25 protein-coding genes are annotated in these 24,587 nt (G+C 49.4%); 9 read left to right on the top strand and 16 right to left on the bottom strand.

The window, feature by feature from the left end:
• Positions 1-4: 4 nt before the first annotated feature.
• Positions 5-367 (top strand): four helix bundle protein, encoded by a 363-nt coding sequence (locus FJ023_04710; protein ID MBM4446639.1) that lies wholly within the window; start codon positions 5-7, stop codon positions 365-367.
• A gap of 87 nt (positions 368-454) precedes the next feature.
• Here the strand turns inward: FJ023_04710 and FJ023_04705 are convergent, their stop codons facing one another.
• The 8 genes from FJ023_04705 to FJ023_04670 all read right to left on the bottom strand — a co-directional run bounded on the left by FJ023_04705 (position 455) and on the right by FJ023_04670 (position 9,261).
• Complete coding sequence (locus FJ023_04705; GenBank protein MBM4446638.1) at positions 455-1,153, bottom strand: hypothetical protein; 699 nt, start codon at positions 1,151-1,153, stop codon at positions 455-457.
• Between the two features lie 5 nt (positions 1,154-1,158).
• Positions 1,159-1,956: an MBL fold metallo-hydrolase gene (locus FJ023_04700; GenBank protein MBM4446637.1), complete on the bottom strand. Its 798-nt coding sequence runs from the start codon at positions 1,954-1,956 to the stop codon at positions 1,159-1,161.
• A 3-nt stretch (positions 1,957-1,959) separates the two neighbouring features.
• Entirely contained in the window at positions 1,960-3,681 is a 1,722-nt protein-coding gene (gene polX / locus FJ023_04695) for a DNA polymerase/3'-5' exonuclease PolX (protein MBM4446636.1), read from the bottom strand.
• Between the two features lie 89 nt (positions 3,682-3,770).
• Positions 3,771-4,709 carry a methyltransferase domain-containing protein gene (locus FJ023_04690; GenBank protein MBM4446635.1) on the bottom strand — a complete coding sequence of 313 codons (939 nt, stop codon included), beginning with the start codon at positions 4,707-4,709 and terminating at the stop codon, positions 3,771-3,773.
• 5 nt (positions 4,710-4,714) lie between these two features.
• Entirely contained in the window at positions 4,715-5,413 is a 699-nt protein-coding gene (locus FJ023_04685; protein MBM4446634.1) for a DNA modification methylase, read from the bottom strand.
• An 88-nt stretch (positions 5,414-5,501) separates the two neighbouring features.
• Positions 5,502-5,687 (bottom strand): hypothetical protein, encoded by a 186-nt coding sequence (locus FJ023_04680; protein ID MBM4446633.1) that lies wholly within the window; start codon positions 5,685-5,687, stop codon positions 5,502-5,504.
• A gap of 18 nt (positions 5,688-5,705) precedes the next feature.
• Entirely contained in the window at positions 5,706-8,309 is a 2,604-nt protein-coding gene (gene secA / locus FJ023_04675) for a preprotein translocase subunit SecA (GenBank protein MBM4446632.1), read from the bottom strand.
• A 7-nt stretch (positions 8,310-8,316) separates the two neighbouring features.
• The gene (locus tag FJ023_04670) at positions 8,317-9,261 is read right to left on the bottom strand and encodes a ribose-phosphate pyrophosphokinase (protein MBM4446631.1); all 945 of its coding nucleotides are present in this window, start codon (positions 9,259-9,261) and stop codon (positions 8,317-8,319) included.
• 272 nt (positions 9,262-9,533) lie between these two features.
• Here FJ023_04670 and FJ023_04665 point away from each other — a divergent pair, with 272 nt between their 5' ends.
• On the top strand, positions 9,534-10,211 hold the full coding sequence (locus tag FJ023_04665) for an endonuclease III (GenBank protein MBM4446630.1): 678 nt from the start codon (positions 9,534-9,536) through the stop codon (positions 10,209-10,211).
• A gap of 204 nt (positions 10,212-10,415) precedes the next feature.
• Here FJ023_04665 and FJ023_04660 read toward each other — a convergent pair whose 3' ends face one another.
• The 7 genes from FJ023_04660 to FJ023_04630 all read right to left on the bottom strand — a co-directional run bounded on the left by FJ023_04660 (position 10,416) and on the right by FJ023_04630 (position 17,630).
• Entirely contained in the window at positions 10,416-11,837 is a 1,422-nt protein-coding gene (locus FJ023_04660) for a HAMP domain-containing histidine kinase (GenBank protein ID MBM4446629.1), read from the bottom strand.
• 65 nt (positions 11,838-11,902) lie between these two features.
• A complete protein-coding gene (locus FJ023_04655; GenBank protein ID MBM4446628.1) occupies positions 11,903-12,574 on the bottom strand; it encodes a response regulator transcription factor in 672 nt (223 codons plus the stop codon).
• A 161-nt stretch (positions 12,575-12,735) separates the two neighbouring features.
• Entirely contained in the window at positions 12,736-13,662 is a 927-nt protein-coding gene (locus FJ023_04650; GenBank protein ID MBM4446627.1) for a hypothetical protein, read from the bottom strand.
• Between the two features lie 85 nt (positions 13,663-13,747).
• Complete coding sequence (locus FJ023_04645; GenBank protein MBM4446626.1) at positions 13,748-14,227, bottom strand: hypothetical protein; 480 nt, start codon at positions 14,225-14,227, stop codon at positions 13,748-13,750.
• Between the two features lie 269 nt (positions 14,228-14,496).
• Positions 14,497-15,249 (bottom strand): daunorubicin ABC transporter permease, encoded by a 753-nt coding sequence (locus tag FJ023_04640; GenBank protein MBM4446625.1) that lies wholly within the window; start codon positions 15,247-15,249, stop codon positions 14,497-14,499.
• Complete coding sequence (locus FJ023_04635; GenBank protein ID MBM4446624.1) at positions 15,246-16,241, bottom strand: ATP-binding cassette domain-containing protein; 996 nt, start codon at positions 16,239-16,241, stop codon at positions 15,246-15,248. The genes FJ023_04640 and FJ023_04635 overlap by 4 nt, the downstream gene beginning before the upstream one ends.
• Positions 16,242-16,352: 111 nt before the next feature.
• The gene (locus FJ023_04630) at positions 16,353-17,630 is read right to left on the bottom strand and encodes a serine hydroxymethyltransferase (GenBank protein ID MBM4446623.1); all 1,278 of its coding nucleotides are present in this window, start codon (positions 17,628-17,630) and stop codon (positions 16,353-16,355) included.
• A gap of 91 nt (positions 17,631-17,721) precedes the next feature.
• On the opposite strand from FJ023_04630, the gene FJ023_04625 reads away from it, so the two are divergent.
• The 7 genes from FJ023_04625 to dnaK all read left to right on the top strand — a co-directional run bounded on the left by FJ023_04625 (position 17,722) and on the right by dnaK (position 23,602).
• Positions 17,722-18,111: a hypothetical protein gene (locus FJ023_04625; protein ID MBM4446622.1), complete on the top strand. Its 390-nt coding sequence runs from the start codon at positions 17,722-17,724 to the stop codon at positions 18,109-18,111.
• A 41-nt stretch (positions 18,112-18,152) separates the two neighbouring features.
• Positions 18,153-18,536, top strand: coding sequence for a hypothetical protein (locus FJ023_04620; protein MBM4446621.1), 384 nt, complete (start codon positions 18,153-18,155; stop codon positions 18,534-18,536).
• Positions 18,537-18,616: 80 nt separating this feature from the next.
• On the top strand, positions 18,617-18,925 hold the full coding sequence (locus tag FJ023_04615; GenBank protein ID MBM4446620.1) for a hypothetical protein: 309 nt from the start codon (positions 18,617-18,619) through the stop codon (positions 18,923-18,925).
• Positions 18,926-18,940: 15 nt separating this feature from the next.
• A complete protein-coding gene (locus FJ023_04610; protein MBM4446619.1) occupies positions 18,941-19,765 on the top strand; it encodes a PKD domain-containing protein in 825 nt (274 codons plus the stop codon).
• Between the two features lie 242 nt (positions 19,766-20,007).
• Positions 20,008-21,045 (top strand): heat-inducible transcription repressor HrcA, encoded by a 1,038-nt coding sequence (hrcA, locus tag FJ023_04605; protein ID MBM4446618.1) that lies wholly within the window; start codon positions 20,008-20,010, stop codon positions 21,043-21,045.
• A gap of 23 nt (positions 21,046-21,068) precedes the next feature.
• Positions 21,069-21,647, top strand: a complete 579-nt coding sequence (locus FJ023_04600) for a nucleotide exchange factor GrpE (GenBank protein MBM4446617.1) — start codon at positions 21,069-21,071, stop codon at positions 21,645-21,647.
• A gap of 47 nt (positions 21,648-21,694) precedes the next feature.
• Positions 21,695-23,602 (top strand): molecular chaperone DnaK, encoded by a 1,908-nt coding sequence (gene dnaK, locus FJ023_04595; GenBank protein MBM4446616.1) that lies wholly within the window; start codon positions 21,695-21,697, stop codon positions 23,600-23,602.
• A gap of 24 nt (positions 23,603-23,626) precedes the next feature.
• Here dnaK and FJ023_04590 read toward each other — a convergent pair whose 3' ends face one another.
• Complete coding sequence (locus FJ023_04590) at positions 23,627-24,586, bottom strand: alpha/beta hydrolase (protein ID MBM4446615.1); 960 nt, start codon at positions 24,584-24,586, stop codon at positions 23,627-23,629.
• Position 24,587 lies beyond the last annotated feature (1 nt).

Here is a 24,587-nt window from a genome sequence, read left to right as displayed (position 1 = left end):
TCCAATGACCAAAAATCAAAATTCAAAACAATACGACCTAGAAGCGAGAACCCTCAATTTTGCCAAGAGTGTGATTAATTTTTGTAAGGAATTGTCGAAGACGGTTATTGATGGAGAACTTGCAAAGCAATTAGTTCGAGCGGCGACGTCTGTGGGAGCAAATTATATAGAAGCGAATGAGGCATTAGGGAAGAAGGATTTCTTGATGAGAATCAAGATATGTCGTAAGGAAGCTAAAGAGAGTGGATACTGGCTGAGACTTATTGGAGTGAGTAGCCCTGCTTTACGGCAGGAGCAAGCGATGCGCTTGAAAGAATCTGCAGAGTTGACGAAGATATTCAGCTCTATCCTGACAAAAAGCCAGTAGTTTTGGATTTGGTTCTTCGGATTTTGATATTGTTTGAGATTTGGTGCTTGTAATTTGGGATTTGGAGGTGGGATTCAGTTGTGCTGTTTAGAGGGGTGACTTTTTGGCTGCCAGGTTGCGTTGCATCTTTATCAGGGCTTTTTTGGTATCGCTGGCCACGCGGGACTTATCACACCTTTTTATTCGATATTTGAATAGCCAGTAGGTGAATTCCTTCATTTCGCCCAGGGTCATAGATTTGCGCTTCGGGCGTTTTTTTTCTTTTCTGAAGCTATCGAGCAAAGCCTGCTGGTTATCGCCGTAAATTCTGCGGTATGCTTTATCAAGTATGTCCTCATGCTTATTTAAGCCTGATGCCAATCTTTCTTTTCGAATCTCGTCAACCACAGCGGAAATCAGGTTTTCCTCAACGAGGACGCCGTAAAGATAATTAAGATAAGCTCGATATTTAACCGGGCCTATCAATTTCTTGAATTCCTCTCTGGTTAACTCCAATGGCGGCAGGTCAAAGAAAAGGAGGTTGATTCTTTCTTTTTCTGGAATGGACTGGCTTATCTCGTCGCTTAGACGCTCTGCCAGTAATAGCCAGTCAAAAGCCTCGCCATCAATCAAATAGCGGAGATGATGGCCATGATAATCCTCCTCAGCGCTTTTCCACAGCTTGATAGCCTCGAGCAAAGCTGTATACCAGTGCTTGCCATTAGCCACAGCTTGTTTGATATGCTCGATGGCTCTGGCATCGCCTGCAGCCGTGGTCGGCATATTTTTGGCTTCCTTTGGTGACATTTTGATTAACCTGTTTTAAGTAGAGATTTTACCATGTTTAACGATGAGAATTGCTGCTGGGTCGATTCGGCTAAAGGTGCCTCATTGCCGAAAATCTGTTTCACAATCTTGGCTGGAGATAAACCTTTGTCATGCAGCTCCATGACCTTTTGCCCCAAATCCTCAAGGTATTGGATGGTCTGTTCCAGCACAGGCACGGGCTCAGTTCTCACCTTTCCCGGTGCGGGGAAGGGTATTTGCGGCTTTAAATCCTTTACTTTTTTGAGGTCGGCTATTATTTGCCGCACGTCGTCCATAGGTCGGACTACATTGGGGCGGGTGCCAACAAACAAGTCTCCGGTAAAAAGCCAGCCATTTTTTCTCTCAAAAAGGCAGATATGGTCGCGGTCATGTCCCGGAGTAGGGACTACCTCGAAACGGAAATTCTCGGTGGTGACGCTATCACCGATTTCCTTAACCTGGCTGGGTACAGGATAGCCCCAGACCTCTTCCTGATAGGGATAAAGTTTGGCTGGCTGGTTGATTTTGTTCACCGCCAGGGGATGAGCCAGAAGCTCGACGCCGTATCTTTCTTTGAGCAAGGCATTGGCGGCGATATGGTCTTCATGATAATGGGTGTTAACTACCGTTTTTACCCCTTTGCCTTTCAGGAACTCTGTCAACTCCTCGGCAGTATGAGCCGGTCCGCTGTCTACCAAGAGGCTGTCCACCAGGTAAGTGGACACAGTGCCGCCGGGATTGAAGTCCGGATAGCGACACAGCCTAATCTGGGTTACCTGTCCATATTCGATAGTGGCAAGCATGTCTTAATTCTTTCTGAGGAATGCCAGCATTTCTTTTGTAGGCCTGGTATTGAGTATATCTCTAGCTTGGCACCAGCCGCGGCGAGCTACGCCGATGCCGAAGCGCATAAAGCCTAGCTGGGCAATGCTGTGGGCATCCGTGCCCATTATTAGCTTTACCCCCAATTCCCGCGCTCGGTAGGCATGAATATCCTTCAAGTCGAGTCGGCTGGGCATAGCGTTTATTTCCAGAGCTTTATTGTATTTGACTGCGGCTCGGAAGACGGCTTCCATGTCAACGGCTACCGGCTCCCGCTCACCGAGCAGGCGGCAGGTGGGGTGGGCGATAACATCAATATGCGGGTTTTCTATAGCGCCCAAGATGCGTTTTGTTATCTGTTCCTCGCTTTGAGTCATGGCTGAATGGATGGCAGCGATGACGACGTCTAAATCGGCCAGAAGTGTCTCAGGCAGGTCTATGCTGCCATCGGCGCGTATGTCCACCTCTGTGCCGGTGAAGATGCGCATTCCTTTGAGCTGCTTATTGAGCTGTTTGATTTCTTCTATCTGCTGTCGCAAACGCTCCTCGCTTAATCCGTGGGCGATGCCTCTACCGGCTGAGTGGTCGGTGATTGCCAGGTACTGGTAGCCGAGGGCTTTGGCTGCCTGAGCCATGGCTTCGATAGAGTCATGGCCATCGCTCCAGTCGGTGTGAGCGTGGATGTCCCCTTTTATGTCTGATAGCTCTACAAGCTTCGGTACTTTGCCTTTTTCAGCAAGGTCTATTTCGCCCTGGTCCTCCCTCAGTTCCGGCGGGATGTACTGCAAGCCCAGTCGGCGGTAGAAGGCTTCCTCGGTGGCGAATTTCTCCAGCTTATCGGTCTTAGTGTCAGTTATGCCGTATTCGCTCAGCTTGAGCCCCCTTTTCTGTTCCCTTGTCCTCAGTGTGACGTTATGCTGCTTGCTGCCGGTGAAATACTGGAGCAGTGAGCCGAAGGAATCATGCTCCACCATTCTCAAGTCGGCTTGAAGTCCGCCGGGGAGGATGACGCTGGCTTTGGTTGGGCCTTTAGCCAGCACCTCTCTCACCTGTGGCAAAGCCACGAAGGCATTAATGACCTCCTCTGGGTTATCGGCGGTGCCCATAAGGTCGATATCGCCCACCGTCTCCCTGAAGCGGCGCAGGCTGCCGGCAGCGGTCAGGTTTTTCACGCCGGGTAGAGGACGCAGGGCTTTAAATATCTCGTCGACTACTGGCAGGGCTTCGCCTATGGGTATACGCTGGTCTTTGCGGCGCAGGGCTTCAATTTGCTGCAGTATGTTGTCGGCCGTCTTATCGCCGAGGCGGAATAATTTGGCAACCCGGCCGTCTTTTATAGCCTCTTCCAGCTCGTCAGCGGACTTAATCCCCAGTTCGTTGGAGAGCCTGTTTGCCGTCTTGGGTCCGATGCCGGGGATTTCTAGCAGGGTAGTTATGCCTTCAGGGAACTCGGCTTTAAGCTCTTCGTATACATGTAGTTTGCCGGTATTTACCAGCTCGATGCTTTTCTTGGCTATTGCCTCGCCGACGCCGGGTATGGTCTGCAAGTCCTCGCCTTCCTGGAGCATTATTTCTATCTCCTTGGGCAGGTGCTCGATGGTGCGAGCCGCACGCTGATAGGCTCGAATCTTGAACACGTTCTCCCCCTTAAGCTCCAGCAGGTCAGCCATATCCTGGAATACTTTAGCAATAGCGGTGTTTTTCATTGGCCGTATATCAATAGTATAGGCCGAGCAGAATTTGTGTGCAATTGAGCACTATTTATGCTCAACTGTCGAGGCTTGAATCTTTGTCCTTATCCACTCCCAGTCGGGGTCGCCGTGGTTGAAGAAGCACTTCTGGTTTTGCTGCTCTTCTTCCCGCCTCTCTCATATCTGGCCCATTTTACCGAGCGATTTTGCTGCTCTTTGTCAGTTTCGATTGAGGGCTTACGCATGATGAAAAGGTATTTAAAGCCACGGAGATAGAAGTTGAACCTTCTTGCTCTATTGTGCCAAAGACCTGTATTTGAACTTTGTCCCCTTCTCACAACGCAAATGAGATCTACAGTCTCGAAGTACTTGCACAGACGCTCGTATAGTTTTAAGCCTACGGGTGTAAACCTCTTTTTTACCCATTGGTCACCAATCAGCCATGCCATTACCTTACCGGGCTTAAGGACCCTATGTATTTCGGCTGCAACTTTATCAAGCTCATCGAAGAAACGCTCGTCCTCGCAGGAAATCTTGCCGATGCAATCAGGGTGGTCAGAGTAGTTTATGTTGTCAGAGTAAGGAGAATCTATAAATATCATATCTACTGAATCATTAGGAAGCGGTATATTCCGAGCATCATTCTGCATAACTTCAGGGTGTGCCGGAGCTATATCATATCCAATGGCCTGTCGGCCTTCTTCTTTGCACACGTCGATGGTTGTGCCGCTTCCGGCCATTGGGTCTACAACTAAATCACCCGGCAGGGTATATCGTTGGACTAGATTCCAAATTATGAATGCAGGTGTGACACCTGCATATTTGTTATTGCCTTTTGGCTTCTCGCCATAGCTTTGTTTTGGATAATCCCATAAAGTAGTGGCCTCCAATATAAGCGTTTCATCCTTTGTTTTTATTTCTTTAACGCCTTCAGATTTCTTAGCTTTTTTAGTCTCGCTGGCCTGATAGGCGAATCCGTTTAGTGGTATGTTTTTAAAGAGTGGTAGCTTAGCTTCTATCTCTTTAGATCTTTTTTTAGCCATGCGTGTTATCTCTTTTGAACCATTGCTCGTAAATCGTCGAGAAGCTTCGGAAATGCCTTAACCTTTTCGCTCTCAGCAATGTGCCGTAGGGCGTAAGTTCCATCTAATTCATGTTCAACGATAATTCTGTTTCGAGTGGGGCTTGTCATGCCTTTCACTAGGTCTCCATCCTCATCAGCTGTTATGAAGTACCCTTTAACGTGCATAGTTAAAGGATCACTTGCTAGCTTCAACTTCCAATATGCGGTTTGGGCGATTCTCTCCCGTAGTGTTATTTTGCATGAAATGACTCCGATAATATCGCACGTCGTAGGGTCATAAATAACCAAATCTACATCGGGCAGCAATGCCCACTCTCCGTATCTGATGAGAAGGTTCCGATATACCTTGCTCAATTCTGCTGATAGTTTTTTCCTTTTTAGTGATGCACCAAGTATTACGCGAAGATCAACAGACTCAAGTTCATCACCGATTATATGCCAAATCAGCTTCTCGAAGTTTTTACCTTTAAACGCTTTCCACGATTGCTCGGCATCTGGTGTTTTACCCTTAGCCCTTAGTTTCGAAGCCTTTGAGCTTGATAGATATTCTTGTTTATACTTTTCTCTCGCCTCTTCGAAAATCTCAGATACATGGAGATAAACTTCATCTCCGTATAATCTTTTCTTGTCTTCGTAAATTCTTATTAAATCTTTCAGTTCCATTTTTGTTACCTCCAATTTGCCCGGAGGTTGTGCTTAACTGCGAAATCTGGATCTAGCTTTTGAATATCGCGTCGCCTGCTCAATCTCCTCAACTCTCCTCAACTCCATCCCAGCAACCGAGATGGCAAGCATAGCGGACACAAGAGCCGTCAAAGATTAAAATATCGTTTGATGCGGTGATATTGCCTTCGGTTATTATAATGACATGTTGGTCTTTTGCCATCGGCTGCTGGCATTTGTCACAGATAGTGACGCCTAATCTAGCTTCCATCATATCACAACCTCCTCCTTTTTATCTGCCACAACAATGCTTGTATTTCTTGCCGGAGCCGCAGGGACAGGGTTCGTTGCGGCCGACTTTTTTGCCAGCAGGGACGGCGACTTTCTGGGGCTGTCTCTGTGCTGGGGCTTCCTTTCTCTCGAGGCTGACTTTGTAAATGGTGTGGACGACATCGTGCTCTATGCTGGCAGTGAGGCTCTCGAACAGCGCATGGCCTTCTTTTTTATAGACGACTATGGGGTCAACCTGTTTCATGGCGTAAAGGCTTGCCTGCTGACGGAGATGGTCCATAGCGGTGAGATGGTCTTTCCATAAGCTGTCGAGGGCGCGGAGCATAACCAGTCTCTCTAAGAGCCGCGTGTTCTCGGCGCCTATCTCTGCCTCTCGTTGCTCGTATAGCTGCTCGGCGTGCTCAATCAGCTTTTCGGTGATTTGGTTTGGTCTCATTTTGGAGAGTGCGGCAGGATTTATCTGAGGTGGTAGGGGGAGGATAGTGGCGAGTTCCTCGATTAAGCCAGTGAAGTCTGGCTGGATAAGGTCATGGCTGCCACTGGCGGCTACCAGCTTTTCGATTTCATCTCGAACCATAGACAGGATGTTTGACTTGAGGTCAGCGCCCTCCAGTATTTTCCTTCTCTCGGCATAGATTACCTCGCGGTGCTTGTTGACCACATCATCATAATCAACGAGGTGTTTGCGGATATCGAAGTGATGGCCTTCAACTCTGACCTGGGCGTTTTCTATGGATTTGCTGACCATGGAATGTTCGATGGGCGTGTTTTCATCGAAGCCAGCCCACTCCATGAAGCCTTTGACGCGGTCGCCGCCGAAGCGGCGAACGACATCGTCTTCTAAGGAGATATAGAATCGGGAGCTGCCGGGGTCGCCCTGCCTTCCAGAGCGGCCTCGGAGCTGGTTGTCAATGCGCCTGGCCTCGTGGCGCTCGGTGCCGATGACGTGTAAGCCGCCAAGCTCAATTACCCTATCGTGCTCTTTCTGCCATTCTTTCTTATCACGCTCGACAGGATTACCGCCAAGTATGATGTCAACACCACGCCCGGCCATGTTGGTGGCAACGGTGACGGCGCCTATGCGTCCAGCCTGAGCGATTATAGTAGCTTCCTTTTCATGATTTTTGGCGTTGAGCACCTGATGCGGTATGCCTTTCCTTGTGAGCAGTCCGTTCAAAAGCTCGGATTTCTCGATGGAGACGGTGCCTATGAGCACCGGCGTGCCCTGCTGATGGAAGCCCTCGATTTCCCTGGCGACGGCTTTGAATTTGGTTTCTTCGTCCTTGTAAATCTGGTCGGGATTGTCAATACGAATCATCGGCTTATTGGTGGGGATGGCGACCACTTCAAGCTTGTAAATCTTGTGGAATTCTTCAGCTTCGGTGGCGGCGGTGCCGGTCATGCCGGCCAGCTTTTTGTAAAGGCGGAAATAGTTCTGGAAGGTGATGGTGGCTAGGGTTACGCTCTCCCGCTGAATCTTGACCCTTTCCTTGGCTTCGATAGCCTGGTGCAGCCCCTCGGAGTATCTGCGGCCGAACATGAGCCGTCCGGTGAACTCGTCGACAATGATAACCTGCCCGTCTTTAACTACGTAGTCGCGGTCTTTCTTGAACAGCACATTGGCTTTCAGTGCATTTTCCAGGTATTGAGTCAAACTGTAGTTAGCCGGGTCATAGAGGCTGGGGGCTTTGAGCAAGCCGTCCCGGCGAAGCCATTTTTCCATCCTGGTCATGCCGGATTCGGTGAGGTAGGTCTGGCGTTCCTTTTCTTCGACGGTGTAGTCTTCATCTTTTTTGAGCTGAGGCACTAGGCGGGCAAAGACGTTGTATTTTTCAGTGGCTTCTTCAGCGGAGCCGCTGATTATCAGCGGGGTGCGGGCTTCGTCGATGAGTATATTGTCCACCTCGTCGACAATGGCGTAGTTGAGTGGGCGCTGGACGTATTGAGACAGGTCTATAGCCATGTTGTCCCTGAGGTAGTCGAAGCCGAACTCGTTGTTGGTGCCGTAGGTAATATCGGCTTGATAAGCCTGTTGGCGGCTGACGGGTCGGAAATGGGGCCAGCGGGTGTCTTTTTCATCGGTATAGTCAGGGTCATAAAGACGGGCTGGCAGATGTTCTGCGGGACTCTGTTGTGGGTAGATGCTGGCAACGGTTAAGCCGAGGGCGTGGTATATGGGGCCCATCCAGTAAGCATCGCGCCGCGCCAGGTAGTCGTTTACGGTAACGAGATGGCAACCTTCGCCGGTGAGGGCGTTCAGATATAGTGGCAAGGTAGCAACCAGGGTTTTGCCCTCGCCGGTTTTCATCTCGGCGATTTTGCCCTGGTGGAGTACGATGCCGCCAATAAGCTGGACATCGAAGTGTCGTTCGCCTATGGTGCGCCTGGCAGCTTCTCTGACGGCAGCGAAGGCTTCAGGAAGTATATCATCTAGCGTCTCGCTGTTTTTAAGCCGGGCTTTGAACTCGTCTGTCCTGGCGCGAAGTTCAGCATCGCTGAGCTTCTGGAATTCGGGTTCTAGCGAATTTATCTCGTCTACAATAGGCTGGAGACGCTTCAGTTCTTTTTCGTTGGAATCAACGAGGCTACCTAGCCACTTAAGCATGGTTTTTCTACTCGAACATGGCGCCTATGGATAGGCCGGTGTGGATGCGGTGTATGGCTTCGCCGAGGAGCGGAGCGATAGGCAGGACGGTGATTTTGTCCAGTCTCCTCTTTTTGTCGATAGGAATGGTGTCGGTGACGACAATCTCTTTAACTGGCGATTTGGCTATTCGCTCTATAGCTGGTCCGGAGAATATGGGGTGGGTGCAGCAGGCGTAAACTTCGGTGGCACCGTGCTCTAGTAGAGTGTCCACGACACCGACAAGGGAGCCGGCGGTATCGATTTCATCGTCGATGGTCAGTGCACGCATTCCCTCGACTTCGCCGATGATGTTGAGAGTCTCGGTGGCGTCGATGTTGCCTAGTCGCCTCTTTTCAATGATAGCCAATGGTGCATTGAGCTTAGCCGCCATATCGCGGGCATGTGCGGATATGCCGATATCGGTGGCGACGACGACCAGGTTATCCAATACCTTCTCTTTCTCTTTCCAGTAATCGCTGAGTATGAAGAGCGCGGTGAGTTCGTCGACTGGTATGTTGAAAAAGCCCTGGATTTGGGCGGCGTGAAGGTCTATGGTTAGCAGGCGGTTGGCGCCGGCGGTGGTGAGCAGGTCAGCAATTAATCTGGCGGTTATGGGCACGCGAGGCTGGTCTTTCTTGTCGGTGCGGCCGTAGGCGTAGTAAGGGATGACAGCGGTGATTCTACCGGCAGAAGCTCGTTTGAAGGCGTCAATCATAATTAGGAGTTCGACCAGGTTTTTATTGACCGGTGTGGAAAACGGTTGGATGACGAATACATCTCGTTCACGGACATTTTCCTGAACTCGGACGAAGATGTTCTCATTCTTGAATTCGAAGACCTCAGCTTTGCCCAGCGGTATGTTGAGGTATTTGCATATTGCCTCGGCTAGCTTCGGGTGGGCGTTGCCGGTGAAGACCTTGAGTTCATCCATTAGTCACCCCTACCATTTCTAGTGAGATAATTATAGCACCAAAGAGGTTGTTGTGTCCTACTCTCACCCTCACCCTATCCAAGTGAAAACTGTAGGGACAGACCTTTAGGTCTGTCCGCAGATTAGGGAAATCCCAAACAAACTCAAAGCACCAAATAACAATGACCAAAACATTACGGTTTTGTAACGATTTTAGGATTTTCTCTAGGTCTGTCTGCTGCGGACAGGTCTGAAGACCTGTCCCTACGTTTGTGCTGTATAATACTTTCGGAATGGTTAGAGCGAGCGTTGAACAAATTCTCACGTTGCTGACTAAAGAATATGGCAGGCGCAATTGGCGACGGCGGCAGAGCCCGATAGAGGTGCTGGTCCAGACGATTCTTTCCCAGAACACGTCGGATAGGAACTCCGGAAAAGCCTTTGAGCAGCTTTTGGCTTCTTTTGGTAGTTGGGAAGATATGGCTAATGCCAGCGTTGGTGAGATTTCTCATTCTATTAAAGCTGGTGGACTGGGTGTAGTTAAAGCCAGATATATCAAGCAGGCACTGGAGGAAATACGGCGAAGGCGTGGTGATTTCGAGCTGGACTTCTTGGGGAAGCTGCCTGTAGATGAGGCCAGGGATTGGCTGAGGCAATTGCCCGGGGTGGGCATGAAAACAGCTAGCTGCGTATTGCTTTTTTCGCTGGGTATGCCAGCTTTGCCGGTGGATACGCATGTTTTCCGCGTGGCTAAAAGGCTGGGACTGATTAGCTCCAAGGTTTCTGTGGAGCAAGCACACAGGCTGCTTGAGGCACTTTTGCCGTCTCAGGATGTGTATCAGTTTCATGTTATGCTGATAGAGCATGGCCGGAGGATATGCAAAGCTCAACGGCCTCGTTGTAAGGAGTGCGTGTTAGGCGGATTATGCCCCAGTTACGCATGGCTTGGGAAACAGGAGGGGCGAGACTAACGTACCGCAAGCAGCATCTTAAATAAATACCAAATCCTAATTTCTAAATCCCAAACAAATCCAAATGCTAAAACACCAATGACCAAAACATTACGGTTTTGAATTTGAATATTTGAATTTTGACATTGTTTAGTATTTGATGTTTGTTATTTAGAATTTTGGGGTAGGTTGGAGCATTTGCGCCAACCTACCAGCTAAACAATATTAAATAGTGGGGTTGGTGGGTAATCTGACCAGGAACTCGGTTCCTTGACCCAGGGCGCTTTTAGCCATGATATCTCCGCCGTGGGCGCGGACTATCTGTCTGGCGATGGCCAGGCCCAGGCCGGCACCAGTTTTACCTGCTGAATGGTCAGCCTTATAGAAGCGCTCAAAGACATGCCGTAGCTGCTCACCAGAGATGCCTGGGCCGGTATCAGTTACGGCAATTTCGGCGAAGTTGGGGTGGGGTTGCCGGGCAATGATGCTTACCTTGCCACCGGAGGGGGTGTGTTTCAAGGCATTGTCGAGCAGGTTGTTGAAGACCTGCTCCAAACGGTCGATATCACCGGTGACAGGCGACAGAGGCTCAATCTCTGTTTTCAGTAGTATGTTTTTTTCTTCGGCACGCATGAGGAAAATCTCATGGCACTGCTGCAGAAGCTCCTTCAAATCTACTGGTTCCTTGACCATGGTGATCTGGCCTGATTCAAGCCTGGAAAACTCAAGCAGTTCCTCTACCAGCCGCATCATGCGTTTGGACTCGTCCTCGATGACAGTGGCAGCTTTAAGCTGGGCTTCTTTGTCCTTGGCAGTTCCATCGACTATGGCTTGGGCGAATCCCTTGATGGAGGTAAGCGGACTTCTTAGCTCGTGGGAGACATCGGCTACAAAGTCGCGCAGCATCTGCTGAGAGTGCTTCACCTGCTTGGCCATCTGGTTAAAACTTGTAGCCAAGCCTTTGACCTCTTTAGGGCCGGCCTCTGGGACCTCCTGCTCATAGTTACCGTGGGCTATTTCTTCGGCGGCGTTTGTCACGCGTCGGACAGGTACATAGACGGAGCGCGCTAGGAGAATGGCTATAAGTATGGAGACAGCCAGGGCGGCTAGTCCTGCCCAGAGAAATGGTTTAGCAAAGTCAGCCCAGATGGCCAGAGCCTCCCGGCGAGGCAAGGCCAGCACTAGGGTCTCTGGATTAGAGGGGTTGGGTGTTTTGAACAATCCAGTAAGTGGTTGGGCGACGAATAGTAATCTTTCTCCACCAGGTGCGACATAAGTTCCGTGGTAAGGCGTTAGTCTGATGGCAGGTGGCTTTTTGATTTCCAACTTTGAGGGTGGTATCCAGGAACTCTCCTCGGGTATTGCCTGTCTGATAATGACATCTTTAGCGTCCAGTAGAAATATGTAAGTGCCAGTTTCCTGAGACATCTCCTGCAGATTGGCCCATGCCTGGTTCAGAGAGACTTGGCTTCTGGTAGCTGCTCTGAACTGGACATAGATGGGCAGTGCAATATCGGCCAGGCGTGCCATGGCTAGCCTGTTTATATGGTCACCGAGCAAGACTATCAGAGAGGCAGCGACTATGCCCAGGCATAAGACTATGATTAAAACGTATGAAAGAATAAGGCGTGTACGCAGGCTCATCATAAACCTCTATTTAGGAGCGGCTTTTTCTGTGACTAAAAACTCTGTGCTCAGCCGCTGGATGCTCGTTATTTCAATGTCATTTTGTAGCCTATACCTCGGATTGTTTCTATCGAGGCGTTCGCTCCGCTTAACTTGTCCCGGAGATGGTTAATATGGATGTCGATGGTGCGCGTTTCTCCGTAGTAATCAGTTTCCCAGACCATCTCAAGGAGTCGCTCTCGGGTTAGAACGACTCCTATGTTTTGAGCCAGGGTTGCTAGCAAGTCGAACTCTTTAGTGCGGAGTTTAAGTTGTTGGCTATCTATAGTTGCCTCGCGGCGAGCCAGGTCAATATGTAGATTACCGACTTCTATGGCTTGACTGGGCTTGAGTCCGGACTTGTAGCGGCGGAGAATAGCCTTGACCCTGGCTACCAGCTCTCGTGGATTGAATGGTTTGGTTAGATAGTCATCAGCCCCAAGCTCAAGCCCGACTATTTTGTCCACGTCTTCTTTTCGGGCAGTAAGCATCAGAATGGGGATGTCGCTTTTCTTTCGTATCTCACGGCATACCTCAAAACCGTCTATGTCGGGTAGCATTAAATCCAGGACGATGAGCGATGGCTTAACCGAATTTAGCTTTTCAAGGGCATCGTTGCCGTTGCCAACCCCCTGTACACGGTACCCCTCTTGCTCAAGATAGAGCTTGGCGAGTTCTAGTATGTTCGGCTCATCGTCGACGACCAGTATGGTTGTCATGACCTACCTCGGTAATTAGTAAATACGTATTCTTCTTATTATAGCTTAAAGTGTTTTGATGTGCTTACGGTTCGAATGCTGGCAAGCCAGGCACAGCCTGGCTTGCCAATCGTTATTGATGCTTAGTTTGTCCGCTCAGCCACTAGGTCCGGTGTCTCCTATTATCTTGGTGGCCTTGATTGGCCGGCTTGCTGGGCAGGTTGAAGTGGTGGGACATCAGGCCTGGCTTTTATCCAGGCTTTGAATGCATCAGCCTGCTGCTGGGTCCACGCGCCCTGATTTACCAGCTCCTGCAGTCTAGTGTCCAGGGCTTGCTCTCGAAATCCACTTTGGGCTTGCTTGAAGGCATTCTCAAGGTCTGCCTTGTCGATATTAAGGATTTCAGCGACGCGTGTTGTCAGAGCATCGCGGTGTTCTTGAGTGTTCTCTGCCTGCTCCTTTCGCACTTCTGGCCGAATCTTTGGCATATCAGGCTTTGATTCCATCCACGCCTTGAACGCATCCATCTGGTCTTGGGTTATTTTGCCCTCGTCCAGCAACTTCTTAAGTTGTCCGGGGCCAACTTTTGGTATATCCGCTGGTCTTGATTCCATCCAGGCTTTGTACTCGTCTGCCTGTTGCTGTGTGACTATGCCTTCCTCTACAAGACGCTCACCTATCGTTGCCCCGATATTTGGAGTGTCCGGCTTTGCCTCCATCCATGCCTTAAGTTGGTCTACTTGCTCTTGGGTTATAACGCCTTTTTCTAGTGCCTCCTTAAGTTGCTTTGGAGGAATATTCGGGACATCGGGTCTGGCATTCATCCATGCCTTAAGGTCATCAGCCTGCTCCTGGGTTAACGTGCCCTCAGCTATTAATTCTTGAAGTCTGGCGTCGAGAGTTTCCTGCCGCAATTCCATTTGGGCCTGCTTGAGGGCATCCTCAAGCTCTTGCTGGTCAATACCCAGTATTTCGGCGACTTGAGCTATTAGAGCACCCCGACGTTCCGGAGCCCCGTCTTCTTGAGCCAGCGCTATAGCCGGTGCGCTTGAGATGAGCATGATGGCGACAAGTACGGTGGCAAGAACGAATTTCTGGATTTTTCTCATTTCTTTGTAATCTCCTTTCTTTTTTTCAGTCTGGCAAGCCAGAGAATTCCCTGGCTTGCCAGAGTTTTGTCTGTCGTTGCTTTAGTTATTCAACCGGGGCGAGCAGCACTGGTTTGGGGAAGGTATTGTTGCCCCACTGGCCTGACCTGCCGTTCATTTCATAAGTTCCGTGCCCCCAGAGAATGGCGCCACCGCGGCCTTTAGCGGTAAGGTCGATGCTTACGCCGGCAATGACAACGCGGATATTGGTGCCCTTAATACTGGCGGTGCCGCGCAGACCTGCGTACTGAATCCAACCATCGGGGAACTCCTTCTTTACGCCGTATCCTGTGACTTCAATCTTAGCATTGCCAGCGGAGTCCTTTACCCACAGGGTGCCGTTGCCGCTGAGTTCGACGGCGCCCTTGCCATATAATACGGCTATGCCGTCTCCTTGGGCTTTCAGCTTGCCGATGCCTTTAGCATCGACATCGGTGCTGGCATCATCGGCATAGGCTGCCGGGGCAAAACCGAGGCTGGCTACCAAGATTATTGCCAGCAGCGCCAGGCTTAGAGTTTTCTTCATTTTTTAACCTCCTTTTTCTTCTTGACTGGGAGCTAACTCCAGACCATGTTAGGGCCCTGCGTACAAGGCCTGGGTCAACTTTACAGTCTACTATTAGTGTAGCAGCGGATTGTTGCCTCGGTTTTGTCGTTGTGTAAATTTTTGGTAAAAATTTTAACTGAACCGTATGCTGCGATTGGCTTTCTTCTGATGAATCATGCTTTAATCATGCGAAAGCGGTCAGAGAATAGTCGGAGCGGTGAGGATATTGTGCCCTGGGTGATTGGACGTTACTTTTTAATGTTGAAGGTATAGGAGCAGGCTACAATCATAGCTGCGGCGAATAGCACCAGTATAAGAAATTCGGCATAAATTGGTAGCAATGAACTTGCCTCGCCGAAGGTGCCCCAGCGTAAGACATCCACGCCGTAAGTCAGTGGATTTGCATAGCTAAAGCCCCTAAGCCAATCTGGCGCCGAAGTTAGGGGGAAAAGGGCGCCGCTGGTGAAGAACATGGGCATAATCACCAGGCTCATGATGAAATTGAATCCTTCCATGCTGGTTATCATTGAGGCGATAAGCAGTCCAATACAGACCAGTCCGATTGAGATGAGAATCATAGTGGGGATTAATATTACGAAAGACATCGGCGACAGGTGCACACCTACCAGAAATGAAAGCGGTAGCAAAATGAAGCCCTGGATAAGGGCGCTTGTTCCACTGCCCAGAGCCTTACCGATGACGATTGAGGTTCGAGAGACGGGTGCTACCATAATCTCTTTAAAGAAGCCGAATTCTCTGTCCCAGATTATGGAGATGCCGGACCAGACAGAGGTGAATAAGAGTGTCATAGCGACTATGCCCGGGAATATGTATGTTTGGTAACCCTGTATGCCGGGCAGCTCTACGCCGCGCATGCCGCCGCCGAAAACCAGCAGCCAGAGCAGAGGCAATATGAGTGAAGAGATAATCCGTGACTTTTCACGCCAGTATCTGAGTACTTCCCGACGCCACAATCCATATATTTTCCTGAGCTCACTCATCTTTTTTGCCTCCCCACCATCATGAATTTTCTGAACTGTGATTCGGCCTCTTCTGCTCTTATGTCTCGACCGGTGTAGTGAAGGAACACATCATTTAATGTTGGGTGATGGATAGATACGGAATTGACTTCTACTCCAACATCGGCAGCGGTTCTAATTAATCTGGGTATGAGTTTTTCTGGGTTGGAGACAGTTAATCTCAAGGCATCTCCTGATGAGTCTATATGAGGGGTGAGTCTGAGTTCAGTCAGTCTGGTGGCGAGCTTTTGCGGATGGGCTGTGGTAATGGTTATGACATCGCCTTTTAGAGCTGCCTTCAGATTGGAGGGTGTGTCAATGACCTTGATTTTACCATAGTCAATGATGGCAACACGACTGCAAAGCAGGTCGGCTTCTTCCATGTAATGGGTGGTGAGGATGATGGTGATTTCAGTTGTTCGGGCCAGGTTTTCGATGTATGTCCAGAGATGCTCTCGAGTTTGAGGATCCAGGCCTAGAGTGGGCTCGTCGAGAAAGAGCACCTTGGGGTGGTGAAGCAAACCTCTGGCCAATTCCAATCGTCTTCTCATACCGCCCGAGTAAGTTTTCATGGCGGAATCCGCTCTATCCTCCAATCCTACCAGCTTTAGGACCTCCGCTATGCGCTTTTTGGTTAGCTCTGCCGGCATATCGTAAAGGCAAGCATGAAGCTGCAAGTTTTCTCTGCCTGTTAGGCGGTCATCGATGCTTGGGTCCTGGAAAACGATGCCGATGCTGCGTCTAACAGCGGCCGGTTGTTTTAATATATTGAAGCCATTCACAGTGGCGTTGCCTGAAGATGGATTGATTATGGTGCACAGCATGGAGATTATTGTTGTCTTGCCGGCACCGTTAGGGCCGAGCAGCCCAAACACCTCACCGTAGCCTATTGTAATGTTTAGCTTATCGACCGCAGTGAGGTCACCATATTTCTTGGTTAAATCTCTGGTTTCGATGGCAAATTTTGGTTCCATAGGTTTCTACCGCAAACCTTTGAATTATACTAATGATGCTATGGAAGGCCTACCCGCTTAAAGGGAATCTGACGTTTTCTGTCTTGTGATGTAACGTTTCATTGGTAGAGTCTAGTCTATTCCTGGGGTGGGAAAACTGTGGCACATGGAAGCTACTTGCTCAGCTATTTCGTTTTGTATTCTTTTATCTTCGGGGTGAGAGAGCACCTTTATAATGAAAGAAGCAATGTGCTTCATTTCTTTGGGGCCGAAGCCTCTGGTTGTAATAGCTGGTGTACCCAGCCTGATGCCACTGGTGATTTGAGGTGGTCTGGGGTCTGAGGGGATGGCATTCCTATTTACCAAGATGCCAGCGGCTTCAAGGGCTTCCTGAGCGACTATGCCGGTTATTCCAGTCTGGGTGAGGTCAACGAGGATGAGGTGATTATCGGTACCGCCAGAAATTAGTCGTAAACCGTGCTGCTTTAACTCAGAGGCAAGGACTTGAGCATTTTCCAGTACTGCCTTTTGATAGGTGGCGAACTCAGGCTGCATAGCTTCAAAAAAGGCTATGGCTTTGGCAGCGATGGCGTGCATCAGTGGTCCTCCCTGCATCATAGGGAAAACAGCGGCATCTATCTTTGAAGCCAGCTCTTGATTACATAAAATGAAGCCGCTTCGGGGACCGCGCAAGGTCTTGTGGGTGGATGAGGTAATTATTTGGGCATGAGGTACTGGAGAGGGATGTAAATCGGTAGCTACCAATCCGGCTATGTGGGCCATATCTGCCATAAGCTGGGCGCCGGCAGCATCAGCTATGCTGCGGAAGCGGTTGAAGTCAATAATTCGGGGATAGGCACTGGCTCCAGCGATAATAAGTTTTGGCTTGTGCTTTAGGGCTAGTTTCTCTATGTTGTCATAGTCGAGCCTTTCAGTTTGTCGGTCAATTCCGTAGGTGATGAACTTGTACCATTTTCCCGAGAAATTGACTGGGGCGCCGTGAGTTAGATGGCCGCCATGGCTTAAGCTCATTCCCATAACGGTATCGCCGGGCTCGAGAAGGGCGAAATAGACTGCCATGTTGGCTTGGCTGCCGCTATGGGGCTGGACGTTGGCATGCTCAGCGTTGAACAATCTCTTGGCTCGCTCGATTGCCAAGCTTTCGATGGCATCTATATTGGGGCAGCCAGCGTAATAGCGGCGTTGCGGGTAGCCTTCGGCATATTTGTTGGTTAATATGGAGCCTTGAGCTTCGAGCACCGCTCGACTGGCGTAATTTTCGGCGGCAATAAGATTTATGGTTTCCTTTTGTCGCCTAGCCTCTAGCTTGAGAAATCGAGCGATTTCGGTATCTTGTCTGGCGTTGTCAGCCAATCCTGTATCTCCGGGATATTTAGAGAATGATACCATCCTGCTAAAACAAGGTCAACAGCACGATTGCTTGCTAAAATTGCCACGCCTGTATATACTTTGGCTAGCTCGTTCGAGGGAGGGAGTATCAGTGAATTCGCGTATCGACAAAATTGGTTTAGGCATAATCGTGGTTGTGACAGTGCTGTGCAGTGCTTGTTTGGCATCGCCGGAGTTTAAGGGCAATAAGCCTCCAGAAATCTCAAATCTTGAGGCTCAGTATATAAATGTTTACCCTAGGGGAGCCTCTGAAATCAAATGTGTTGTTTCTGACCCTGAAGGCGATGCGGTGCAGTTCAAGTGGTCATCCACCGGTGGTAGTCTAACGGGTGATGGGCCTACTATTACCTGGGAAGCGCCAAACGATTATGGTGACTATCACATTATGGTTGTTGCCCAAGACGCAAATGGTGGCAGTACCGAGGCTACCTTAACCGTAAGCGTTATTCCCAGGCCATACAAGAGCTGTTGCGGTCAGTAATGGAAATGAGATGGGTTAAGTTGCAAGGAGAGCAGGAGATAATGAAGAGGACAGCTAGGGTTGTAGCTGCAGTATTGGTGCTGATTTTAACAGTAAGTTCTGCTGGGTGTGCTGAACTAGGGGTAGGCGATGATGGAGAGTTGAAGATATTGAGCCATAGCATGACGGTGCGTGAGTTCGCTGGAAGTGCACCTCAAAGCACGGCAGTGGTCATTGGCAGAGCTCAGAACGTTGGCAATATGGACATAAAATTCGGCACGATAGCAGTCAATTTCTATGATAAGAACAAAAGTCTCATTGCCAAGGCGTCAGCTATTAGGGAGAATCTGCGCCCGGGTGAGATATGGGATTTCAGCATTACGACTATTGGCCCTGATGCCTGGAAGATTACAAGCTATGACATTGCGGCTAGCACAAAGCAATAGTCTTGATGATTGGCACGGGTCGCTCTGATTGTTAACAGTGTTGAGTTGAAGTATACTTTTACGTAAGGAGGTAAATGAGGATGAGTATTTTTAGAGTTAGTTTCACTATAGTCCTGGTTATGCTGGCTGTGGCGGTCATGCTGGGTGGGGCTTGCGGCCCGCGCCAGGCGACGCCGCCATCGATGCCGAGCGGTAATCAACCGCCAGTAATCGCCAGCCTAGTAGCGGCGAAGACACAGCTTTATCCTTCAGGCAACACTGAGGTTAAGTGTATAGCTCAGGACGCAGATGGTGATCAGTTAGATTTCAGGTGGGCATGCACAGGGGGTGATTTTAGCGGTGCTGGGCCCTCCGTTATCTGGAAAGCTCCGCCGAATTACGGGACTTAAACCATCACGGTCACCGTGGAGGACGGCAAAGGTGGTTCGTCACAGGCTAGTTTACCTGTGACAGTTGGTGCTAATCAGTCGCCGATAATTTCTAGCTTTGATGCCAGCCCATCCGGGGTGCTGTACGGGGAGAGTACGATGCTTACCTGTGTTGCTAGTGACCCTGATGGCGACGCGGTCAGATATAGCTGGTCGGCTAGTGAGGGGGATATCACCGGGGTAGGCAACAGAGTTACCTGGATAGCACCGAATAAAGGTGGGAATTTCAACATCACGGTAACTGTTAGCGATGGCAAAGGTGGCGAAACCAAGGGTAATGTGATGGTCACCGTGTCAACAGTTACTAAAACCGTAACCATCAGACCGATTGCCGAGGAAACTGGCACAGTAGATTCTGAAGGTGATAAAGATAATTCCCGGACTATAGCTGGGGATGATGAGAAGAATAGAGGATATTGTGCTTTCTGGAGCTTCGATATCTGGAGCCTGGCGGGAAAGAAAATAGAAAATGCCAATCTCAGGTTTACCACTAGGAGCGTAGTTAGTGATCCGTTCCCGGCCACTACGGGGCTTGCCGGTATGCGTTTGTGGAATGTTAAATATGGTGACAAGCTGCCCGAATTCTGGTATACTGGCACGCAATTGCAGTATTCCTCTACGCTTTTTACTCAACCACCGACTATAGTAGACGTCACTCCTGACATAGTCCATCTTGCCGCTGCGGCTGCCACTCACTTTCAGGTTGAAGCTCTATTTATGAAGAAGACTAACGGCAACAGTGTAGCTCAATTGATAGAGTGGTCAGAGGTTATTCTCGAGGTCACCTATTCAGAAAGATAACCACCTGAATTTTTTGTTGTATGTTGTATAAGGTGGCCTTAAGGCCACCTTATATATTTTTAGGAGTGTTTATCAATAATCCATTTTCAATCCAGTTGCGCCACTTCAGGATTGCCTTTCTTTAGCGAGGCTAAAGCCTCGCAGCTACATAAGTAAGTAGCCCCTATTTTTAGGTTTTGACATATTGTTGATATAGTGGTAAATTATAGTAGTTAGCAGTCTTTGGGGGAGAGTGCTAAAAAATGTTGAAAGGTTTGACTAAGAGAAGAGAAGCTGTTCTGAGAATAATAGTCAGTGAGTATATTGCTACAGCAGTGCCTGTAGCGTCGGAGACTATTTTTCGAAATTATCAGCTAGGGGTGAGCCCGGCTACTATTCGCAATGACATGGCCTATCTTGAAGAGGAGGGCTATATTAGCCGACCCCATACATCGGCTGGCAGTATGCCTTTAGACAAGGGGTATCGTCATTATGTAGAGTCGCTGGCTAATGAAGCCGAGCTTCCCTTGGAGGAGCAGTATCGCATCAGTAAGCTTTTCCGTGAAGTGGAAGAGGAATTTGATAGATGGCTGAAGCTGGCAGCAACCATCTTGGCACGTTTAGCCAAGAATGCAGCTTTGGTCACTTATCCCAAGCCAAGGCAATGTCGATTCTGGCATGTGGAATTGGTGGCAATGCAGGAGTTCGTGGCTCTTATGGTTCTGGTGCTCAGGGAGGCTATATTGAAGAGGCAACTATTGTCATTCGATAAGCCAGTAACGCAGGAACAGCTAACAATCATGGCTAATAAACTGAATGCTGTTTATTCTGGGCTAACAAGCTCTGAGATCTTAATTAAAACTAAAAAGGTAGGGCTTTCCTCGGAAGAGGAGCAAGTAATTGAAGCCGTGACTGACATGATGTCTGCCGAGGATGAGCTAGAATATGAGGAATCTTACCTTGAAGGATTGCGCTTGATGCTTGGCCAACCTGAGTTTGCTCAAAAGGACAGGATGTTGAGTATCATGGAGCTGATGGAGACGAAAGAGTGGCTTAACTCCGCTTTCTCCCTGCGGTCGAGCGATGTTGGCGTACAGGTTCTGATCGGTGAAGAGAATCAAGTTCAGACATTACGTGATTTGAGTTTGGTTTTCAGTCGCTATGGTATACCTGGCCAGGTTGGTGGCACCGTTGGTGTTATCGGTCCAACTCGGATGGATTACAGCCGAGCTATTTCTATAGTGTCCTATATGTCTGGGGTATTAAGCGATCTGGTGGCTGGAATTTACCGCGGCGATTAGATTTGTTATAAGGAGGCTATAGATTGGTTGAAGAAGACAGAGTGGCATCTGAGAGTGAAGCGCCTGAGCTAGCCGAAGAGAATATTGAGTCTTTAAAAGAAGCCCTTGCTCAGGAGAAAGAGAAGGCTGAACGGTATTTAGCCAACTGGCAGAGGACTGAGGCTGATTTTCGAAACTATAAAACACGTGAAGAACAAGAGAAAAAAGAGCTCATACATTGGGCCAACTCCATGCTGGTTTGTGATATATTACCAGTGTTGGATGCTTTTGACCGTGCTTTTGAAGGAGCTGCTCCTGAGGGCAAAGGTCTCAGTTGGCTTACCGGCTTCAGGCAAATTCAGAAGATGTTATTAGATGTTTTGAGTAAACATGGGCTGGCCGAAATGAAGTGTGTGGGTGAGATATTCGATCCGAGTCTCCATGAAGCAGTAGCCCAGCATGAGGGTGCTGAAGGCGAGGTGCTAGATGAGGTTCGAAAAGGGTATAAACTGAAGGACAAATTACTTCGGGCATCACAGGTGGTGGTGGGGAAGGGTGGCGAATCATCGGCCACGGAATCGACTAAACAGGATGAGGAAGATTTAACTGCGGAAAAGGGTTAGAAAAATGAGAAAAGTCATAAAAAATTTAGTGTCAGAAGGAGGACAAGATGGGCAAAGCAGTTGGTATTGATTTAGGCACCACATTTAGTTTGGTGGCAGTTATGGAAGGTGGTGAGCCGAAAATAATCCCCAATGCTGAGGGGGAGAGGCTAACACCTTCGGTAGTGGCTATTGACAAGAAGGGTGAGCGGCTGGTGGGATTATTGGCAAAGCGGCAGGCGATTACCAATCCCGAGAACACTATCTTCAGTGTGAAAAGGCTCATGGGTCGCAAGTTCAAAGACTCCGAAGTTCAGAATGATATAAAGCGACTACCTTACAAAATAGTTGAAGCCAGCAATGGTGATGCCTGGGTAGTGATGGGGGGCAAGCAGTACAGTCCGCCGGAAATCTCAGCCATGATTTTGCAGAAGCTGAAAATTGATGCTGAAGCTTACCTCGGCGAGAAGGTCACCGATGCGGTGGTTACGGTGCCGGCCTATTTCAATGACAGCCAGCGCCAGGCGACCAAGGATGCTGGCACCATCGCGGGGTTGAATGTGATACGCATAGTAAATGAGCCAACCGCTTCAGCTTTGGCTTACGGGCTGGATAAGAAGCAGGAGGAAACTATCGCTGTCTATGACCTCGGCGGTGGCACGTTTGATATTTCCATACTCGAACTTGGTGAAGGCCAATTCCAGGTTAAGTCAACGAATGGTGATACTCATCTCGGTGGCGATGATATAGACCAAAAAATTATGGACTGGCTATGCGATGAGTTTAAGAAGGAATCGGGCGTAGACTTGAAACAGGACAGGATGGCGTTGCAGCGTCTAAAGGATGCTGGCGAGAAAGCCAAGCGTGAGTTATCCACAGTTGGTCAGACGGATATAAATTTGCCTTTCATCACGGCCGATGCCTCTGGGCCCAAGCACTTGAATATAACTCTGACGCGAGCCAAGCTGGAGCAGTTGTCCATGGACTTGCTGGAAAGGAGCATAGAACCGTGCCGTAAAGCGTTGACTGATGCCAAAATTACTGCGGCTCAGGTAAGCGATGTCATTCTAGTTGGCGGTCAAACAAGAATGCCAAAGGTCCAGGACATGGTGCGCCAGTTTTTTGGCAAGGAGCCGGTTAAAGGTGTTAATCCTGATGAGGTGGTGGCATTGGGCGCTGCTATCCAGGCAGGTGTGATTAAGGGAGATGTCAGAGATGTTCTTCTGCTTGATGTTACACCGCTTACTTTGAGTATTGAAACGCTGGGTGGTGTGGCCACGCCGCTTATTCCGCGGAACACTACTATTCCCACCAAAAAGAGCCAGATTTTTAGCACGGCGTCAGACAGTCAACCCAGCGTGGAAATCCATGTACTGCAGGGGGAACGTCCCATGGCGGCGGATAATCGGACTCTGGGCCGTTTTGTACTTGACGGCATTTTGCCAGCGCCGAGGGGTGTACCCCAAATTGAGGTTTCGTTTGATTTCAGTGCTGATGGCATTCTGGACGTCCGGGCGCAGGACAAGGGCACTGGCAAGGAGCAAAAGATTACAATTACTGCCTCCAGCGGTTTGAGCAAGGATGAAGTGGAGAAGATGGCTAGGGAAGCTGAATCTCATGCTGCTGAAGATGCCAGAAAGAAAGAAGAGGTGGAGACTCGCAATACGGCTGATACCTTGGTTTATACTGCTGAACGAACGCTCCGCGAACAAGGGGACAAGATACCGGCTGACTTAAGACAGGAGGTAGATGGCAAGATAGCTGCTGTGCGCTCGGCTCTTCAAGGCACGGATATGAATTATGTTCGCAGCACAGCGGAGGAGCTGTCTCAAGTAATGCAAAAGATCGGTGCTGCTGTTTATGGGCAAGCTGGGACGCCACCTCCACCCGGTGGAGCGCCTGGAGGTGAAGCTCCTGGTGGACCTCCTCCTGGTGGCGAGGAGGGTACTGTGGAGGGCGAGTTCAGGGAAGTATAAGTTCTGCTCTATTCTTTCAAGCTATTATTTCAAAAAGTCGACCACAAGCTCGTTGACTTTCTCCGATTCTTCTAGGTTCACCTGGTGGCCGACTCCCTCAATGATATGGACTTGAATGTTCGGGACGGCGCTTATTATTTCATCTATCCTCTCACGAGAGATGTCTGTGTCTTCTGTTCCCCAGATGAGCATCACCTCTCTGTTTTGCTTTCCCACTGTGCGGTAGGCTTCTCGATAATCTCGCATAGCATCGCCACGAAACATAGAAAGGGAGGCTCTTTCAAAGCCTTTGTAGGTGGTCTGTTCATATAGGAGTTTGCTGTATTCATCAGCCCTGTCCATTCCCTGAATTAAGGAATTGGCGCGTTTGGTTACGGTTTTCACTGCCACCATGCGCATCAGGAAATCGCCCAGAATGGGAATGCGCAGCATCTTGATGGAAGTATCTTTGCTTACAGAATTAACCACTGGTGCAACTAGAACCAAGCGTTGCACACGCTCGGGGTAGTTGGCAGTGAAGTCGGTGACGATGGCGCCGCCTAAAGACATCCCGACTAAATCGACAGGTTCATTTAGTCCCAGATTATCGAGTAAGTCGAGCAGTTGCTTGCGGTAGAGTTCCCGATTGTAGTCGGCGTCAGGGCGGTCGGAATAGCCCCTGCCGTACATATCGTAGCGAAGCAACTGAAATCCGGCGGTGATAAATGCCTCAATCTGAGGGTCCCATATCCACATCGGTATGGTAGCACCGTGAACCAAAACAACCACTGGCCCATCTTTCGGGCCGAGTAATTCATAATGGGTCACCCCATCAGAGAGTTTGACATAGGTGCCGCCTAGCTGTGCGCGTGTGGCTTCGTTGAGTTCTTTGTCCTCGTGGTCTGTTGCCAGGAAAAGCCCAACTGGCACAAGCAAGACAGCCACGACTATACCAATGATGACCCATTTCCATTTGCTCGTGGTTCCTCGCCTTTTTGCGCTCATA

The organism is Chloroflexota bacterium (genome assembly GCA_016875875.1).
GTDB lineage: Bacteria > Chloroflexota > Dehalococcoidia > GIF9 > UBA5629 > 9FT-COMBO-48-23.
This window is presented reverse-complemented; position numbering and strand designations above follow the sequence as displayed.

Coding starts and splice junctions, on each gene's coding strand:
- FJ023_04710 (MBM4446639.1), top strand. CDS start 5: ATGACCAAAAATCAAAATTCAAAACAATACGACCTAGAAGCGAGAACC.
- FJ023_04705 (MBM4446638.1), bottom strand. CDS start 1,153: ATGTCACCAAAGGAAGCCAAAAATATGCCGACCACGGCTGCAGGCGAT.
- FJ023_04700 (MBM4446637.1), bottom strand. CDS start 1,956: ATGCTTGCCACTATCGAATATGGACAGGTAACCCAGATTAGGCTGTGT.
- polX (MBM4446636.1), bottom strand. CDS start 3,681: ATGAAAAACACCGCTATTGCTAAAGTATTCCAGGATATGGCTGACCTG.
- FJ023_04690 (MBM4446635.1), bottom strand. CDS start 4,709: ATGGCTAAAAAAAGATCTAAAGAGATAGAAGCTAAGCTACCACTCTTT.
- FJ023_04685 (MBM4446634.1), bottom strand. CDS start 5,413: ATGGAACTGAAAGATTTAATAAGAATTTACGAAGACAAGAAAAGATTA.
- FJ023_04680 (MBM4446633.1), bottom strand. CDS start 5,687: ATGATGGAAGCTAGATTAGGCGTCACTATCTGTGACAAATGCCAGCAG.
- secA (MBM4446632.1), bottom strand. CDS start 8,309: ATGCTTAAGTGGCTAGGTAGCCTCGTTGATTCCAACGAAAAAGAACTG.
- FJ023_04670 (MBM4446631.1), bottom strand. CDS start 9,261: ATGGATGAACTCAAGGTCTTCACCGGCAACGCCCACCCGAAGCTAGCC.
- FJ023_04665 (MBM4446630.1), top strand. CDS start 9,534: ATGGTTAGAGCGAGCGTTGAACAAATTCTCACGTTGCTGACTAAAGAA.
- FJ023_04660 (MBM4446629.1), bottom strand. CDS start 11,837: ATGATGAGCCTGCGTACACGCCTTATTCTTTCATACGTTTTAATCATA.
- FJ023_04655 (MBM4446628.1), bottom strand. CDS start 12,574: ATGACAACCATACTGGTCGTCGACGATGAGCCGAACATACTAGAACTC.
- FJ023_04650 (MBM4446627.1), bottom strand. CDS start 13,662: ATGAGAAAAATCCAGAAATTCGTTCTTGCCACCGTACTTGTCGCCATC.
- FJ023_04645 (MBM4446626.1), bottom strand. CDS start 14,227: ATGAAGAAAACTCTAAGCCTGGCGCTGCTGGCAATAATCTTGGTAGCC.
- FJ023_04640 (MBM4446625.1), bottom strand. CDS start 15,249: ATGAGTGAGCTCAGGAAAATATATGGATTGTGGCGTCGGGAAGTACTC.
- FJ023_04635 (MBM4446624.1), bottom strand. CDS start 16,241: ATGGAACCAAAATTTGCCATCGAAACCAGAGATTTAACCAAGAAATAT.
- FJ023_04630 (MBM4446623.1), bottom strand. CDS start 17,630: ATGGTATCATTCTCTAAATATCCCGGAGATACAGGATTGGCTGACAAC.
- FJ023_04620 (MBM4446621.1), top strand. CDS start 18,153: ATGAAGAGGACAGCTAGGGTTGTAGCTGCAGTATTGGTGCTGATTTTA.
- FJ023_04615 (MBM4446620.1), top strand. CDS start 18,617: ATGAGTATTTTTAGAGTTAGTTTCACTATAGTCCTGGTTATGCTGGCT.
- hrcA (MBM4446618.1), top strand. CDS start 20,008: ATGTTGAAAGGTTTGACTAAGAGAAGAGAAGCTGTTCTGAGAATAATA.
- dnaK (MBM4446616.1), top strand. CDS start 21,695: ATGGGCAAAGCAGTTGGTATTGATTTAGGCACCACATTTAGTTTGGTG.
- FJ023_04590 (MBM4446615.1), bottom strand. CDS start 24,586: ATGAGCGCAAAAAGGCGAGGAACCACGAGCAAATGGAAATGGGTCATC.